At 41.7% G+C, this 17,153-nt stretch carries 19 protein-coding genes; 14 read left to right on the plus strand and 5 right to left on the minus strand.

The window, feature by feature from the left end:
* The first annotated feature begins 123 nt into the window (after positions 1–123).
* Positions 124–1,455, plus strand: coding sequence for a guanine deaminase (gene guaD, locus VB775_RS16105; RefSeq protein WP_281007711.1), 1,332 nt, complete (start codon positions 124–126; stop codon positions 1,453–1,455).
* A gap of 26 nt (positions 1,456–1,481) precedes the next feature.
* Here the strand turns inward: guaD and asnS are convergent, their stop codons facing one another.
* A complete protein-coding gene (gene asnS, locus VB775_RS16110; RefSeq protein ID WP_281007710.1) occupies positions 1,482–2,882 on the minus strand; it encodes an asparagine--tRNA ligase in 1,401 nt (466 codons plus the stop codon).
* Between the two features lie 319 nt (positions 2,883–3,201).
* Positions 3,202–3,411 carry a hypothetical protein gene (locus VB775_RS16115; RefSeq protein ID WP_103667564.1) on the minus strand — a complete coding sequence of 70 codons (210 nt, stop codon included), beginning with the start codon at positions 3,409–3,411 and terminating at the stop codon, positions 3,202–3,204.
* 216 nt (positions 3,412–3,627) lie between these two features.
* On the opposite strand from VB775_RS16115, the gene pgl reads away from it, so the two are divergent.
* From pgl to VB775_RS16130, 3 genes are all read left to right on the plus strand, one after another.
* Entirely contained in the window at positions 3,628–4,338 is a 711-nt protein-coding gene (gene pgl, locus VB775_RS16120) for a 6-phosphogluconolactonase (protein WP_281007709.1), read from the plus strand.
* 66 nt (positions 4,339–4,404) lie between these two features.
* Positions 4,405–4,653 (plus strand): DUF3493 domain-containing protein, encoded by a 249-nt coding sequence (locus tag VB775_RS16125; protein WP_281007708.1) that lies wholly within the window; start codon positions 4,405–4,407, stop codon positions 4,651–4,653.
* A 222-nt stretch (positions 4,654–4,875) separates the two neighbouring features.
* Positions 4,876–5,919 carry a late competence development ComFB family protein gene (locus VB775_RS16130; protein WP_281007707.1) on the plus strand — a complete coding sequence of 348 codons (1,044 nt, stop codon included), beginning with the start codon at positions 4,876–4,878 and terminating at the stop codon, positions 5,917–5,919.
* A gap of 37 nt (positions 5,920–5,956) precedes the next feature.
* On the opposite strand, the gene VB775_RS16135 is transcribed toward VB775_RS16130, so the two are convergent.
* The 3 genes from VB775_RS16135 to VB775_RS16145 form a co-directional block, all read right to left on the minus strand.
* Entirely contained in the window at positions 5,957–6,808 is an 852-nt protein-coding gene (locus tag VB775_RS16135) for a DUF928 domain-containing protein (RefSeq protein ID WP_281007706.1), read from the minus strand.
* Between the two features lie 472 nt (positions 6,809–7,280).
* Entirely contained in the window at positions 7,281–8,366 is a 1,086-nt protein-coding gene (locus VB775_RS16140) for an extracellular solute-binding protein (protein WP_281007705.1), read from the minus strand.
* Positions 8,367–8,661: 295 nt separating this feature from the next.
* Positions 8,662–9,429 carry a hypothetical protein gene (locus VB775_RS16145; protein ID WP_281007704.1) on the minus strand — a complete coding sequence of 256 codons (768 nt, stop codon included), beginning with the start codon at positions 9,427–9,429 and terminating at the stop codon, positions 8,662–8,664.
* 282 nt (positions 9,430–9,711) lie between these two features.
* Here VB775_RS16145 and VB775_RS16150 point away from each other — a divergent pair, with 282 nt between their 5' ends.
* The 10 genes from VB775_RS16150 (at position 9,712) to rplV (ending at position 17,151) form a co-directional block, all read left to right on the plus strand.
* Positions 9,712–10,425 (plus strand): glutathione S-transferase family protein, encoded by a 714-nt coding sequence (locus tag VB775_RS16150; RefSeq protein ID WP_281007703.1) that lies wholly within the window; start codon positions 9,712–9,714, stop codon positions 10,423–10,425.
* A 336-nt stretch (positions 10,426–10,761) separates the two neighbouring features.
* Positions 10,762–11,418: a hypothetical protein gene (locus VB775_RS16155; RefSeq protein ID WP_281007702.1), complete on the plus strand. Its 657-nt coding sequence runs from the start codon at positions 10,762–10,764 to the stop codon at positions 11,416–11,418.
* Positions 11,419–11,517: 99 nt separating this feature from the next.
* Positions 11,518–11,898, plus strand: coding sequence for a DUF309 domain-containing protein (locus tag VB775_RS16160; protein ID WP_281007701.1), 381 nt, complete (start codon positions 11,518–11,520; stop codon positions 11,896–11,898).
* Positions 11,899–12,106: 208 nt separating this feature from the next.
* Complete coding sequence (locus VB775_RS16165) at positions 12,107–13,186, plus strand: acyltransferase (RefSeq protein ID WP_281007700.1); 1,080 nt, start codon at positions 12,107–12,109, stop codon at positions 13,184–13,186.
* Between the two features lie 608 nt (positions 13,187–13,794).
* Positions 13,795–14,436, plus strand: coding sequence for a 50S ribosomal protein L3 (rplC, locus tag VB775_RS16170; RefSeq protein ID WP_281007699.1), 642 nt, complete (start codon positions 13,795–13,797; stop codon positions 14,434–14,436).
* Positions 14,437–14,502: 66 nt separating this feature from the next.
* On the plus strand, positions 14,503–15,174 hold the full coding sequence (gene rplD, locus VB775_RS16175) for a 50S ribosomal protein L4 (RefSeq protein ID WP_281007698.1): 672 nt from the start codon (positions 14,503–14,505) through the stop codon (positions 15,172–15,174).
* 28 nt (positions 15,175–15,202) lie between these two features.
* Positions 15,203–15,517: a 50S ribosomal protein L23 gene (locus tag VB775_RS16180; RefSeq protein WP_094530955.1), complete on the plus strand. Its 315-nt coding sequence runs from the start codon at positions 15,203–15,205 to the stop codon at positions 15,515–15,517.
* 51 nt (positions 15,518–15,568) lie between these two features.
* The gene (gene rplB, locus VB775_RS16185) at positions 15,569–16,435 is read left to right on the plus strand and encodes a 50S ribosomal protein L2 (RefSeq protein WP_094530958.1); all 867 of its coding nucleotides are present in this window, start codon (positions 15,569–15,571) and stop codon (positions 16,433–16,435) included.
* Positions 16,436–16,497: 62 nt separating this feature from the next.
* Positions 16,498–16,776, plus strand: a complete 279-nt coding sequence (gene rpsS / locus VB775_RS16190) for a 30S ribosomal protein S19 (protein ID WP_190352277.1) — start codon at positions 16,498–16,500, stop codon at positions 16,774–16,776.
* Between the two features lie 18 nt (positions 16,777–16,794).
* Positions 16,795–17,151 (plus strand): 50S ribosomal protein L22, encoded by a 357-nt coding sequence (gene rplV / locus VB775_RS16195; protein ID WP_281007697.1) that lies wholly within the window; start codon positions 16,795–16,797, stop codon positions 17,149–17,151.
* Positions 17,152–17,153: the final 2 nt, after the last annotated feature.

Below are 17,153 nucleotides of genomic sequence, written 5' to 3' on the forward strand. Positions count from 1 at the left end.
CTTTCTAGGGATGTATTGTACTTTTGGCGACTACAGTCAAGATCAAAAAATGCCAAAAATAGTTCTACTATAAATAACTTCATTAAAACAAGTATTTTTTGATCGATCACTATTTTCTTAACTATGCAACATCACTCTATCAAAGGATTTCGAGCCAGCTTTCTAGATGCGATCGCTGATCCATTCTATGCCCCAGAATCTGATTGTATCCGCTACTTTTCCGATGGTTTGCTGATAGTTGAAAATGGCAAAGTCAAAGATTTAGGTAACTACCAAGATCTGCAAGCTAAATATGTAGATCTTCCAATTACAGAGTATCGTGATCGCCTAATTGTCTCAGGATTCATTGATACGCATATTCATTTCCCACAGACAGAAATGATTGCTTCCTATGGCGAGCAGTTATTAGAATGGCTAAGTACCTATACATTCCCGACAGAGCGAAAGTTTGCCGATCGCAACTATGCCCTAGAGATTGCCTCTATTTTTCTCAATGAGTTATTGCGAAATGGAACTACAACTGCCTTGGTATTTACCGCAGTATTCCCACAATCAACGGATGCTTTTTTTGAAGAAGCACAGCGTCGTAATTTGCGGATGATTGCTGGCAAAGTAATGATGGATCGTAATGCTCCAGAGTTTTTAAGAGATACAGCCTTATCTTCGTATCTAGAAACTAAGCAGTTAATTGAGAAGTGGCATAAGTGCGATCGCTTACTTTATGCTGTTACCCCAAGATTTGCGCTGACATCAACCCCAGAACAATTAACTAATATCAGTAAACTTTTGCAGGAATATCCTGATGTTTATTTACATACGCATCTTTCAGAGAATGTAAAAGAAGTAGAAGCGGTTGTTGCTGAGTTCCCTGAAAGCGATGGTTATCTAGATGTCTACGATCGAGCAGGTTTAGTCACTGAAAGATCGGTATTTGCTCATGGAGTCCAACTTACCGATCGCGAATTTACCAGATTATCAGAAGCAAAATCGGCGATCGCCTTTTGCCCAACTTCTAATCTATTTTTGGGGAGCGGACTATTCAAATTAGAGAAAGCTAAATCTTCAGAAACTCCTGTGAAAGTTGGCTTAGGAACCGATGTCGGTGCAGGAACTAGTTTTTCAATTTTGAAAACTGCTAGTGCAGCTTATCAAGTTGCTCAATTGCGATCGCAAAAATTATCAGCGTTTCAAGCACTATTTTTAGCGACTTTGGGGGGAGCAAGAGCGTTATGTCTTGAGGATAAATTAGGTAATTTTGAAATTGGGAAAGAAGCTGATTTTGTGGTGCTAAATCTGCACTCAACACCAATTATGGCGTTAAGAAATCAATCTTCAGAAGCGATCGCCCCAACACTTGCCGAAATCTCCGATCAACTATTTGCGACGATCATTATGGGCGACGATCGGGCGATCGCCGCGACTTACATCATGGGCAAATTAGCTCACGAAGCATAAAGGGCGCGTTGCGCCCTTTATGTTGCCTAAAACTCTGCACTTTGAGGAAATCGAGGAAAGGGAATTACATCTCGAATATTTCCCATGCCTGTAATGAACTGCACTAGACGCTCAAAGCCAAGCCCAAAACCAGCATGAGGCACAGTGCCATAACGACGTAAATCTAAATACCACCAATAATCTTCAGGATTTAGACCAACACTGCGAATTCTGGCTTCCAGTACATCAAGGCGTTCTTCACGCTGCGAACCGCCGATAATTTCTCCAACTCCCGGAGCGAGAATATCCATAGCTCTTACAGTTTGGCGATCGCTGGCGGTATCTTCATTCACCCGCATATAAAATGCTTTGATTCCCAGTGGATAATCCATGACAATCACGGGCTTTTGAAAATGTTCTTCGGCTAAAAAGCGCTCATGTTCCGATTGCAGATCTAATCCCCACGAAACGGGAAACTCAAAGGTTTTACTACATTTTTCGAGAATGGCGATCGCCTCTGTATAGGTAATTCGCTCAAATTTTTGATCAATGATTTTGCGAGCATTGGTCATTACTTGATCATTTACCCGTTCTTGGAAAAACTCCATATCTTCTGGGCAAGTTTCCAAAACATAATTGAAAATATATTTGAGAAAATCTTCGGCTAGATCCGCATCACCTTCGAGATCGCAAAAAGCGACCTCTGGCTCAATCATCCAAAACTCAGCAAGGTGGCGGGAAGTATTTGAGTTCTCAGCGCGAAAAGTAGGACCAAAAGTATAGACGTTAGAAAAGGCGGTTGCCATGATTTCGGCTTCTAGTTGACCACTGACTGTCAAAAAAGCTGGCTTTCCAAAAAAATCTTGGGTAAAATCAACAGGCTTACCCGCCGCCGCTACTTTATTTAGGTCAAATGTGGTGACCCCAAACATCTCGCCCGCACCTTCACAATCGCTAGCAGTGACAATTGGTGTATGTACCCATAAAAACCCCCGTTCTTGAAAAAATTTGTGAATTGCAAAGGCACAAGCATTTCTCACGCGAAATACAGCCCCAAACATATTTGTACGGGGACGCAAATGCGCGATCGTGCGAAGAAATTCGATCGAGTGACGTTTTTTTTGCAAAGGATAAGTCTCAGGATCGGCAACACCAAAAACAGCGATCGCTGTAGCTTGCATTTCCACCCTTTGTCCTTTGCCCATGGACTCAACTAAAGTCCCAGTCACCTCAATCGACGTACCTGTAGTGATTTGCTTAATTAGAGTTGCATAGTCATCAATCGTTTGCGGCAAAACTATTTGAATTCCCTGTAGCGATGAACCATCATTTAGTTCTAAGAAAGTAATTCCCTTCCCTTCACGCTTTGTCCGTACCCAACCACGAACAATATAGGACTGACTAGTTAGACCGCTACGTAATAAATCGATGATTCTTGCAGATGACATACGCTAGAAATAATTGCTAGAAATAACTGTGAATAGTTTGTAGAGCAATGAAATCAGCGATCGCATAGCTCAGGCAAGTATCCTAACATTTTGGCGGATGGTACTGTCAGAAATCTGAGATGCCCCCCTTCAGAAAAATACCCTAAATACCCCTAAATATCCCTAAATACCCGTAAATATATAGTTAAACTCTCACTAATCAAAAAGTAGTACTTGAAAAGTGAATACACTTAAACCGAACTCAAAAAACAGAATAAAAAATTAATATCTTAAAAACCTTATAATTAAACGAAATCACAATGACTCGTCTTCAAGCGAACTAATTCTGATAAGCCATTTCTCGAATTAAAGGCAGACGATTGCTGATGTAGTTGCTGAGATCATTTTGTTGATGGGAGTCAAGCGATGAGCGTTGCTGAACTTGATCAACCAACCAGCTCATCAGTCCATCATCATCAAGATTTAGGAGTAGATTTGGCTGTGCTTGGCTAACTGAATCCCAGAAGAGGCGTATGATAGCAGGTGTCATGACGATTACCTTTAACCTTAATATTGTTCTAACATTTTATAGGTTAATACATTTACTAGTTAGTAATGTCAAAAATCACACAAAATGAAATAAAAGACACCTCTCTTAAGATTGATCGATGAATATTGATTAAAATCGATCAAAAAATATACAAAATGCATCATAAGTTGATGATTAGTTTATTCTCACCATTTTTTTGCTACAGAGGTATTTTTTATGGCTAGACAGGTAGAAATTTGGAACGATCGCGCTGAAATTGCCTCAAGAGCATTGCTATTGTGTCAGATTGCCTATGATGAAGCAATTTCTAAAGATGCACGCTTTACCATTGTTGCTGCAGGTGGTAGTACACCCCGTGTTTTGTATGAACTCTTAGCAAATAAAGAATGGGACTGGTCAAAGGTACATGTTTTTTGGGGAGATGAGCGCTATGTACCTGTTAGCGATCCGCAAAGTAATGAGGGGATGACTCGTCAAGCATGGCTGAATCATGTCGCTATTCCTGAGTCAAATATTCATGCAGTGCCAACTGATGCTACTGATCCTGCGATCGCCGCTGCCCAATATGAGCAGCATATTCAAGAGTTTTTTGGTGTCAGTGCAGGAGCATTTCCTCGATTCGATCTGATTTTGTTGGGAATGGGGGACGATGGACATACAGCCTCGCTATTTCCACATACTAAGGCTCTCAAAGTTGGCGATCGCCTTGTAACCGTCGGCGAAAAAGATGGTCAACCGCGCATCACGATGACTGTTCCTTTGATTAATCAAGCGAAAGAGATTATTTTCATGATCGAAGGTGCAGCTAAGGCAAAAGCTTTAACTGCGGTGTTAGCTCCTCAAGGTGATGTTAATCAATATCCATCACGACTGATTACTGGTAATACTATTTGGCTATGCGATCGCACAGCTATGAAACCCAAATAATTGATGGTGGCGCTTTGCGCCACCATCAATTATTTGGCTGTTAAGATATTTTGCTAAATAAAAAACGTGTCTAAACTAAATTCTGAGCAGTATGATCGCCTAAGACGTGAAGCTAAATCCCCCTATCGTGGACTCCGCGTATTTATTTATATAGCCTTTGCAGGATCGGGATTTATTGGAGCAGTGATCTTTTTCGCGAGATTAATTGCTGGAAATGGAGATTTGGAAGCCAATCTAGGAAACTTAGCTTTACAAATTGGAGTATTGGCTTTAATGATTTGGCTATATCGTATTGATCGCAGCAAAAAAAAATAAGAATTAGTGGTGCGGCGCGAAGAGCCACTAATTTCTTGGGGTTAAAGATATAAATTTATGAACTTGAACTTTTTTGAAAGTATTATGTCAATTGCTATAATGTCTAAATAATTTTAATTTTGATTTCTTTGCAATTCCCAAAAAATTTGCAATTAGTCTAAACTGAATATTTTTTAACCTTAGAAACACTTCAATTTCATATTAGGTTTGGGACGGCTTGATATGCAAAGTTGCAAAAATGCAATAGAGGAACTGGTAATTGCAGAAATTGATTTACAAATCTCTCACTTACCGCAATACCGACGCGATCAGATTAATTTAAGTGAAGTCGCAGCCTATGCGCTCAATCGCCTGCCACCGATGTATGCCACATCGAAATTAGGATGGCTGAGGCAGCGCAAAAAAGCCGCCACCGAAATGCGATCGCAAATTGAATCGGCAGTGCGTCGGGCGCTCGTGAGTGTGAAACCTGACGCATTAAGAGATGTAAGACCTCTGCCATCACAGGAAGTAGCCAGTCATGCGCGATCGCTTGCTGCGCTCCAACAAATTTTAGGCGCAGAAAATGCCTCTTGGAAAGATATTCCCACGGCGCTAGAAAATGCCTTGATGACAGTCAAACTTAAAAGTGCCGTTAGCAATACCTACATGGTTACAGGTAAACGCGATGCTGCTGGTCGAGATGAAACTGCTTTTGGTCGTAAACCACCTGAAATTTCTTGGAAAGGTAGACAGGTTCAAACATCAATCAATCCTAATCGGGATGAGCAGAAGGCTAAAGATTTTCAAACCTACATGGTGGATGTCAATTATCAATTTAGTAATGTACTAGAAAAATTAGTATTGTCGCTTGCCTATCACCAAATTCAGAAGTTACATCCTGCGATCGCTGAAACCGTCGATTTAGGAGAGGCTACTGCCTATGTATTAAATCGATTACCTCCAATGTATGCAACTTCAGAAAAAGGCTATAAATCACTGAGACTAAGAGCGCGCGAAGTTTATGGCAAAGAAGTTGTGGCTGTCCTCAAAGAGGCGATCGCTGTATGTGTAGAATCTCCAAATTTAGAAAAAATTCCTCTACCTTTGGCTCGTTTTGAAGCAGAACTGGAAGAGTCCCTTGAGCAAGTGAGTTGGATTTTGCAACGTGATGATATTAATTGGCGTAATGCACCATTTATCGTTGAGGAATGTCTATATAAAGTTGTTAACAATGAAATGGAATGGCGTAAACGCAGCGATCATAACTATCCATACGCTACATAGAGTAATACCCCGCACTCCGTGCGGGGTATTACTCTGATTATCTTGATGGGCTATATTTCATGATTTGTGGTATTGACTGCTTAGAGTTAATTAAGCTTGAATTGTTTACGTTATATTTACCAATACATTTCTTCTTAGGATACCTTTCCATTAATTGATCTAACATTGCTAATCGCTCTTGTAAAGCCTCTTTATCATTAGGATTTACATCAATCCATTTGGTGTATGCATCAAGAGCATCATACCAATAAAGATTTTTTGCAAAGATTCTCGCTTTCTCTAAATGTGTAGAAGCAGCTTGTACTTTCTTGATGACTGAAGGATTACTTTCTCGCTTGACAATTGCTCTAATGTCTATTTGATTAGTAACATCGCTCTGGTCATGACCGCTAAGTTGCATATAACGAATATGCCAACTGTAGGTTTTATTTACTTCAAGAGCAGGAGCCTTGGCTGGAAGCTCAAATCGATATAGACCAGACTTAACTTTAGGAGTTACTTCTGACCGAGAACGAAAAATTGATTTTGCATTCCGAGCAAATCCATCTCTCACGAAGAAATCTACATAAAAATTATTGCTATAACCTACTTGCGTTGAATTTTTAGATGCTAGTGATTTATGCTCGATATACCAATAAAAAGTTGGACGTTCTGAAAGTGTTCTTGCACCGTCGTCTGGAGCAAGCAAATCTATAGAAACAAGGTTAGTTAAATCTGCACATCTGATCTGTTCTCTTTGAGATGAACTTTGGACTATTCCTAAGCCATAAGAACTAATGCTTTTTGACTGTCCTAAAATTGGGGCGCACCAACTAACTGCGCTCAGCAATATTGTCACCAAGACTAATTTAGGGTATTGGAATAGCGATCGCCAAATGTAAAGTTTCATCTTTACTTATTTCCTAATAGTAAATATAACCTTTTATAAGCAAGCGAGGGACAAAGGTTTGATTCCCCGCAGAAGGTGGGGAATCAAACCCGTACTTCACTAAACTAATAAACGCTATATTCTTTATTTACTAACTACTATTGGCAAATTATACCAATTTAAAACTTTTACCTAAATAAGTAGTCATAATTAAATATAAACCTCAAAAACTTGTACAGCTTGATAAGTAAGTTATACAGGTTTTAAATTTGTTTCTTAATTACGCCAAATCACTTAGATATAGTTGAAAACCAGAAGAGGAATGGTGGCGCGAAGCGCCGCCATTCCTCTTCTGGTTTTTTATTTTTCCTAACTAATACCCATTTATGAAAGTATGACAGTACTTTTATGAATTAAAAAACAAACCCCAAGAATTAGTGATGCGGTGCTTTGCACCGCACCACTAACTCTTGGGATAAGGAAGTATATGGGTTTATATTGTTCCCGATCGCAGCTTAGTCCAAAGATCTTTATATTGTGTAAGTGTTGATGGAGACAAAGGAGCGATTAACTCACTTTTAGCGAGGATATCTTGTGAGAAAAACTTGATCGGATCAGCTTTGACACTAGCGGGAACTTGATCTAACTCACTAGATGCGCTAACTGCCTCAGACAAAGATGTAATTTGAGCGGCAATCTCAGGCGTTAGACAAAAATTTATCCATTCCGCCGCCGCGATCGCGGCTTCGCCCTTAGGTATTACCCAAAGATCACTCCAGAGAGATGTGCCATCTTGAGGGATGACTACTCTCAGATTAGGGTTTTGCCTTTGGGCTTTATGCATATCACTCGTCCACCCCACTGCGGCGAATGTATCGTCTGCTAATAGAGACTGCAAATAATTATCAGAAGAATAGGTTAAGACCTGCGAGTTAAGGCTTTTTAGTTCTTGCGTCAGTGTGGCGAAAACATCTTGACGTTCAACTAAGTTTTCTAGTTGATAGGATTGCCCCATCTTTTTTAAAACTAAGCCAATTACTTCACGGGCATCGTCGGGTAGGGATAGTTTTAGTTTTAATTCTGGTCGCCATAGGTCTGACCATTGAGTAATCTTAAATTTCAGTTTGTCACTACGGTAGGCGATCGCCGTTGCACCCCAGCGATAGGGAATACCCCAGACTTGATTATTGCGCGTCACGCTTTGTTGCCAGAGGGGAGATAGTTTTTGCCATTTCGGAATTTTTTCTAACAGATCAGGCGTGATGGGTTGGATTAAAGAATTGGCGATCGCTTGATCTAGCCAACTATCACCAATACTGATGAGATGCGGTGCTTTTTCTTTAGCAACATTGGGATAGTTTTGTAGTTCTTGCCAAAGCTTTGAGGGTGCATTTTCGGCTTTAAATTCAATTTTTATTTTAGAGGCGGACTCAAATTGATTAATAACTTTACTGGGTATGGCTCCTAACATACCTAGAATCCGTAGGCGATCGCGCTGATCAAAAGGATTTGATAATTGACATCCCCCAAGAGTGGCGATCGCCGCCCCACTTACAACTAAAAACTTACGTCTATCCATGACCTAATTTTATACCCATATCCTATTAATACCAAAACACAAAATGGCATAGCCATTTTGTGTTTTAAAACCCTTGCTAGGTTTGGTTTGCAATTTACAAAAACAAAGCGGCGCAAAGCGCCGCTTTGACCCACAAGCAATTAAAAAAGGAGCAAAGCTCCTTTTTTATAGCTGTCGCCAAGTGTATGAGGACATAAAACCCAAGAAGAGAATGGCGGCGCTTCGCGCCGCCATTCTCTTCTTGGGTTTTGCTTTTGTCCTAACACAATCGACGGCAGCTATAATTGCTTAGTTTTTACTTTACAAATGGACGCATCAGCAAATAACCAGCGCCAAACGAAGTTAGCACGATCGCTATGATCGTTGCAGTTAAGACCCAACCACTTAAGCCTGTAGACTCATTTGCCTCCTCCATCGACTCAGTGCGAAGAGGTCGAGAAGATATTTCTTCACGAATTTCTAACTTAGGCAATACCTTTGTTTTTGGGGTCGATGTAGGAGCAGGGGCTTCAAAGGCTGCAAAAGAACTATCGTAATATAAAGCTTCACTAGACATTGAATCGCTATCAATGGGTTGTACTGGCTCAGTAGCAAGTTGCCTCGCCCTAGAAATTGCTTCTTGGATAGCGTTGGTTGTTTGCTGCACAGCAACTTTACGAGGACTAACCTGTGTGGGCTTTTCTACAGAGCGCGGCTTAGCGGCAGGAGGACGACCTTGAGGTTGAGGATTACTTCTGGATGGTGCAGTATTAATTTGTGAAGAAGCACGGATACCTGCTAACACATCAGTTAGCTTGGAATCAGGTAAATTAGACTGGGTGAGAATTGCTTGAACTCGATCAGTAGATTGGGCGATCGCTTCAAACTCTTGCAAGAGCATTTGATTTTGCTTAGTTAGTTGCTCATTTTGCAACTGAAAAAATGAGAGCTTTGCTTGAGTAGATTGCAACTCCGCAGCCAGTTCTCGATACACAGTCACAGGTACTGAGGCTTGATAACCAGATTGGGCGGTCTGATAACCAGATTGAGAAGTTGTAGGTTTAAAGACTGGATTGGCTTGCATAGGCGACAGCACCGAAGACCATAAAAATTTAGTCGAGACTATACCATATGATTTACTACTTTTTTGCACTAAAATCCAAAACATAGTTGGAGAGCTAAGCTCACCAACTATGTTTTGGATTTTAGTGCAAAGCGAGAGTCAGCTAGTACAAACCAAAAAACCAGAAGATAAGTGGCGGCGCAAAGCGCCGCCACTTATCTTCTGGTTTTTCGTCCTAAGCAAAACTTGCTTTGCTATAGCCGCCCAATTTGTTTAGTTTGCCAATTTTAAAGCTTTAAAGCCATGCTTTTATTACAATTCAGTACTTCCCACTATTGCCGTAAAGCTAGGTTGGCTCTTGGCTATAAGCAAATTCTCTATCAGGTTGAAAATCTCACTCCCGCTTTACATATTTTAAGAGTTAAGCCTCTTTCAGGCTCAAAAACCGTACCTGTACTATTGCCTCAGCAAAAAAACTGTCCTGCCGTAGTCGCCGACTCCACCGAAATTATTCGGTTTCTGGAAGCCTATCAACCTGATCCACCACTGTATTTGGAAGATGATATGCAACAAAAAGAGGCTTTACGATTGGAAGATTATTTTGATGAATTTATTGGTACGGCGGCGCGGTTTGTTTACTATCAGTTTCGCGCTAACGAGGGCAAACAGATCGATCCTTCTTGGATGAGTCAAGCTGTGATTGCGATAGTCCGATCGCAATATGGCATTAATGCTAATTCGGCAAAGATTGCTGCTCAGAAAATTGCCGATGCGATCGCGATGCTCAGTGAATTTTGGCAAGATGGCTATCTGGTAGGCGATCGCTTTAGTGTTGCCGATTTGACTGCGGCAGCTTTGCTGTCGCCATTGGGTTTAATTCCTGCTTATCGGCAAAGTTATCCTTGGCTATTTGAGCGCATTACCGAAATTCATCAGTTTTGTAATGAACCATTACCCAAAAATTGGCAAGCTGGACTTGATGGTTTATCAAGTTATAGCAATGCAAAAGTTAACTAGTACAAACCAAAACCCAAGAAGACGAGTGGCGGTGTGAAGCACCGCCACTCGTCTTCTTGGGTTTTATGTCCTAAGCAAAACTTGCTTTGCTATAAGGTAGTGAACAAGATGTCAAGGGTGGCGCAAAGCTCCGCCCTTGACATCTTGTTCACAAAAGCGGGGCTTTTAAATTTCATTACTTTTGAGATTTTGTGCTTAAACATTTTCGGTGTTAACTGATTGATGTTAACTTAGAGAATATTTAAAAAGTCTAAAAGCTGAATTTTTCCAATACTTCAGAGTCTAAAAAACAGGTTTTCAGATAGGTTGTTAAAGGCGATTAGTGCGAGTAGTTTTATGACTGTCAATGTTAGCGAATCTTTGTTTGAGCAGATTCTCGAATATCTTCGAGCAAGAACTGAAGCCAGCGATCGCCTTGCTGAAAGCTTGCTCAAAAAACTTGAGACTCTGACATCTAACAGCACCATAAGTTCTGTTACTAAGTCCAATAGCGATCGCGACGCTGATCTAGAATTGCAGTTTGGACAAAAACTATTTGAAGCTTGGAAAGAGCTAGCTGACCTACAAGTGGGAGAAAACTATTGGAGTTATCCTGTCATGTTTGAGGACATTGCCGAAGCAATGGAAATATCTGTTGATCGCTTTGTGCAGTATCTATCAAATGTTCAGATTGGCAGTTTGCAGCTTATTCAAGGTCGTGGCTACAACTATCAGGTAAATGGACAGCAATCTGCTTCCTTGACTTTCCATTCTGCCCCAACTCTCAAAAAAGCAGCGATTCCCAATGTTGCTGATAAAAAACAAGGTGCGGATCATAAATCTCTAAGCAAAACTTTTAAAGTAGGGGATCTCGTAGTTGTAAATGCTAATCGTCAACAGTATGCCAACCATAAAGGTGTCGTTGAGCAGGTAATTAGCGTTAGCTGTCGTGTCAAATTAGACAATGGCTGGACTGCCTTTTTACCTAATCATTGTTTGGATCACATTCCATAAATTGCAAAAGGGGTGCTAAGCGCCCCTTTTGCAATTTATGGAAGAGTCGGGGCGTGACTCTCACCAGACTATAGACCTAATATAAAAAGCATTGAGAATATGACCTTTGAAGAAGCGATCGCTCAGTTTAATAGCGGTGATTATTATGCTTGTCATGACACCTTAGAGGCGATTTGGAATGATGCTTGGCAAAGCGATCGGGCTTTTTATCAGGGTATTTTGCAAATTGCCGTTGGTCTATATCATCTCAAAAATCAAAATTGGCATGGTGCGGCAATTCTCTTGGGTGAAGGTACGAGTCGTTTACCAGCCTATCTTCCTAATTATCAATCCATTGATGTGGAAACTTTATTGGAAGATAGTTTAGTCATCTTGCGAACAGTGCAACTGAGTGGAAAAGAAGGTATTGGGAATCTGTTAAAAAGCCTTGAAAATGGAGATTTGAAAACTCCTAAAATCTATATGCTCCTAAGAAATTAGAGCGATTTTTCATCTATATCTTTACCTATATCTATAGATCGTCAAACAAACCTCCAAAGATTTTGGATTTTAGCGCCAAGCGCTGTAAAAACCTTACTGGCATGGATTTTTTAATTTTCAAATGAATATACTTCCATTTGAAAACTGCTTTGAAAACCGCTACAAATGATAAGGTCTTGCTTCACTTCTATTCTTCTGGTTTTTATCTATGACTTGGGAACTCTCTGATCTGCTACGAGCGATCGCCACCACTATTGTGATTGGTATTCATGCTTCTCATCACTGGTGGTTTGGAGTAAAGGATGTAACTACTATCACTCCTGAAATCTTTATTGATACGATCATTAATCAAGTAGGTCGCTTTACCGTACCGTTATTTGTGATTTTGTCAGGTTTTGCCCTAGCTAAATCGGAAGAGAATCACCCATTTAATCTAAAAATATTTATCCAACGCCGCCTCTGGCGAATTGTACCGCCCTATTTTCTATTTACTTTATTCAACATTGTCGGGCGATCGCAGTTCCTTACAGCAAATTGGCTAGAGCGAGGAAAACAGATTTGGCAAGCTCTCTCTACGGGTATGGGTGACTATCACCTCTATTTCCTTGGAATTATCTTCCAATGCTACATAGTTTATCCATTACTACGCCGCCTTAAATTTTCTCAGCAAAGACTAATTGGATTAATTCTCATTACTTTTGCTCTGTTGAGTTTGCGATGGGGATCGGCAATCTTTGGATGGCTACCAAATATGACATACTTTCTGCCCAACGGCGATCATGTAATCTATTGGCTATCCTACTTTCAAATAGGAATTTGGTTAGCTAAAGATCACGGTTGGACTAGTCTATTTGTGACAAATTGGCGATCGCATTCATGGGGATATTTATTTGCGATCGCTGCATCTGTGGAATTAAGTGAATTCTATTGGACAGCAATATTCAAAAAATCGGCTGAAGCAGTCGGTCATTATATCCGTCCAACTGTGCTTTTCTTGACTTTCTCTTTCTTGTTATGGTCAATTTCTTGGCGAAATCCAGAATCTAAAAGTGAGAGTCAGAGATTTTTACCGTCTCCCACTTTTGGAATTTGGCAAGCAATTCAACCGCATATTAAGACATTATCTAAGGCAAGCTTTACTACTTATCTAGTTCATGTTTGGGTGCTACGGGCGATCGCTCCCCTCGAAATAGTTGGAGGAATCCTATTTGTTCCATTGGCAGCAAGCTTGTCTTGGTTGGTTGGTCTAATCCTATGGCAAATTTCAAGGCGTTGCACATATTCATAATCTTCATCATTCCAATCTACTAAATACCAATCCGCTAAATAGCTAGGCATAATTAAACCCTATAGCAACGCAAGAGATAGATAGGACAAATCAAAACCAAAAAGATGAGTGGCGGCACGAAGCGCCGCCACTCATCTTTTTGGTTTTATGTCCTAAGCAAAACTTAAATCACTGCGACGAAGATTTTTGCGCCCGCTACGCGGGCGCAAAAATCTTCGTCGCAGTGATTTTGTTGGTTTTTCAATTTTTTTCTAAAAATCATAGACAAAATATCTCACATAGAGTTATGATTGTTAATCGTGACTAAAAACAGAAACTAAGAGAAATAAGTCAAGAGCTTACTTCCTTAAGTCTGAGTCATGCATTGGTATAGCGATCTAAAGAAACTTAAAAGTCTTTAACCTATAACAACCAACCCAAGAGATTGTGTTTCTCACGTCTAGTATCTAGTCTAGACATCTTCTGTAAGTCGTCTCGAAGTCCATTAAACAGCCTTCAAAACCCATACTTCTTACTAAGATCGAAACCGATCTCTTTTGAGCCTGTCAAAAATCGGCAGAACACATCTGCGCGAAAATTTGAAAGTCAAGCAAGCGGAGCTAATTTTAATGACTGTCGGAATTCTCGGCACAAAACTTGGGATGACCCAAGTATTCGATTCGGATGGCAACGCTGTTCCTGTAACAGTTGTTCTTGCTGGTCCCTGTACAATTACCCAAGTTAAAACTGAAACTAAAGAAGGCTACAAAGCTATTCAAGTCGGTTACGGTAAGACTCGTGAAAAACTCCTCAGCAAGCCAGAGTTAGGACATTTGAAAGTGTCAGGTGCTGAGCCTGTAAAACACCTCCGTGAATATCGCCTCGATAACGTTAGCGATTTCACAATTGGTCAGACTCTAGACGTAAGTCAATTCAAGGATGGCGACATCGTTGATGTGATTGGAACTAGCATTGGTAAAGGTTTCGCTGGTTATCAAAAGCGCCACAACTTTGGTCGCGGTCCGATGGCTCACGGTTCTAAGAACCACAGACAACCTGGTTCGACTGGAGCAGGTACTACCCCAGGTCGTGTTTATCCTGGTAAGCGCATGGCTGGTCGTCTTGGCGGTAAGCAAATCACCGTGAAGAAGCTAACTATAGTCAAAGTCGATGCAGCGAACAATGTGTTGCTAATTAAAGGAGCAGTCCCTGGCAAGCCTGGCGCATTGCTTAACGTCATTCCTACCGTAATTATCGGCAAGGCTAAATAAAGGCGCAAGTAAAGGCGCGAAATAAAGACTAAGTAATTTGTTCGTGAGATCGAGAGAATATAAGTTATGCCTACAGTAATAGATTGGACAGGGAATGAAGTTGGTGAAGTAAGCCTAGAGTTGCGTGTTGCTAAAGAAGCAAGCGCAAAGGGTTTAGTTCATCGCGCCCTTGTCAGACAGTTAGCCAATGCCCGTCAAGGCACAGCCAGCAGCAAGACTCGCGCTGAAGTTCGCGGTGGTGGTCGTAAGCCTTTTAGACAAAAGGGTACAGGTCGCGCCCGTCAAGGTTCGACAAGATCGCCTTTGACCCGTGGTGGTGGAGCAATCTTTGGGCCTAAGCCTAGAGATTACGAAACCAAGATGAATCGCAAGGAGCGTCGTCTTGCCCTTCGTACCGCATTCATTGGTCGTACAGCAGATTTGATTGTCGTTGAAGATTTTGCCATAAATCTTACTCAGCCCAAGACTAAGGAGCTATGTCAAGCACTTGAACGTTGGGGTGTGACTGTTGGCAAAAAGACGCTGATTATCACCGATCGCAAAGATGAAAACATTGTTCTTTCTGCACGTAATATTCAGAACCTACAATTGCTTGCGGCTGATCAGCTAAACATGTTCGACATTTTGAATGCTGAAAAAATTGTGGCAACTCGCTCGGCGATCGCCAGAATTCATGAAGTGTATGGTGGCGATGCAAAGTTAGCAACAGAGATCGTTACGGTCGAAGATGCAGAATAACGGAATCTAAGTAGAAGAAAGAAACAACATGGCTAAGATCCCTACCGAATTCGATCCCCGTCGCTTGCCCGATATCATTCGTCGCCCTCTGCTCAATGAAAAGGCAACCCGACAACTAGAAAGCAACAAATATACATTTGATGTTTTTCATGATGCTACTAAACCTGAAATTAAGGCAGCTATCGAAAGCCTTTTCTCAGTTACGGTCAAAAAAGTGAACACCCATAACCCACCCGCACAAGCGCGTCGGATTGGTAAGTTTGCAGGCAAACGTGCTCAAATCAAAAGAGCGATCGTCACCCTTGCCGAAGGCAGCAAAATTGATTTGTTCCCCGATGTATAAGCACTAGCTTAAAAAAACCAGAGAACTGTTCTTTAACAAAACCAGACAATTATGGGCGTTCGTGCATATAAACCGTATACCGCAAGTACCAGACAAACTGTTGTCTCGGACTTCTCGGAAATCACTAAGTCAGAACCCGAAAAGTCTTTAACTAGCCACGTCCATCGTAAAAGAGGACGCAATAACCGTGGTGTTATCACCAGCCGCAGACGCGGTGGTGGTCATAAGAGACTCTATCGGATTATTGATTTCAAACGCAATAAACGCGACATTATCGCCGAAGTAATTGCGATCGAGTATGATCCCAACCGCACTTCTCGTATTGCACTGTTGCAATACGAAGACGGCGAAAAGAGATACATCCTTGCTCCAAAGGGAATCGCTGTTGGCAACAAGATTCAAGCAGGTACAAGCAATGTGCCTTTTGAAATCGGTAACGCGATGCCATTGGTAAACATCCCTCTTGGTACGATTGTTCACAATGTGGAACTCGTCCCTGGAAAGGGTGGACAAATTGTGCGATCAGCTGGTGCTGGCGCTCAAATTGCAGCTAAGGAAGGCGATTTCGTCACACTCAAGCTTCCTTCTAGTGAAGTTCGTTTGATTCGCAAAGATTGTTTCGCCACCATCGGACAAGTGGGCAACCTCGATCACAGCAACACCAGTCTTGGTAAAGCAGGTCGCAGCCGTTGGTTGAATCGTCGTCCTAAAGTCCGTGGTATGGTCATGAACCCCGTCGATCACCCCCATGGTGGTGGTGAAGGTTGCGCCCCCATTGGTCGCAGTGGACCTGTTACACCTTGGGGTAAACCAACCTTGGGTTACAAGACTCGCAAGAAGGGCAAACTTAGTGATGCCTTGATTGTTCGTCGCCGTCGCAAGTCCTCGAAGCGCGGTAAGGGCGGACGTAACGCTTAACCATATATTTCCCCGCGTAGCGGGGAAATATATATCCAAAGTTTTTACAGAGAATAAAAATTATGACGCGATCGCTAAAAAAAGGTCCCTTTGTTGCCGATCACTTATTGACCAAAATTGAAAAGCTCAACGCCAAAGGCGAAAAGCAAGTTATCAAAACATGGTCACGCGCTTCCACCATTCTTCCTCAAATGATCGGGCATACCATTGCTTGTCACAACGGAAAACAGCACGTTCCTGTATATGTCACGGAGCAAATGGTAGGACACAAACTCGGTGAGTTTGCCCCTACTCGCACCTTCCGCGGTCATGCCAAGAGCGACAAAAAGGCTAAGAGATAGGTAGACAGGTAGTTAAAAATGATCCTCGCCCAAAACGAAATCCCTGCCGTAGCCAAATATATTCGGATGTCACCCCATAAGGTGCGTCGAGTACTAGACCAAATCCGTGGTCGTAGCTACCGCGAAGCATTGATGATTCTTGAGTTCATGCCTTATCGCTCCTGCGAACCAATTACGAAAGTATTGCGTTCTGCTGTAGCTAATGCTGAACATAACGCAGGACTAGATCCTGCATCCCTAGTAGTTAACCAAGCCTTTGCCGATATGGGACCTAGCCTCAAACGCTTCCGTCCCCGCGCTCAAGGTCGTGCTTACCAAATCTGTAAGCCAACGTGCCACATTACGATCACCGTCAAACCATCGGAGGAAGAATAGGT

It is taken from the genome of Pseudanabaena sp. CCNP1317 (assembly GCF_034931345.1).
Lineage (GTDB): Bacteria > Cyanobacteriota > Cyanobacteriia > Pseudanabaenales > Pseudanabaenaceae > Pseudanabaena > Pseudanabaena galeata.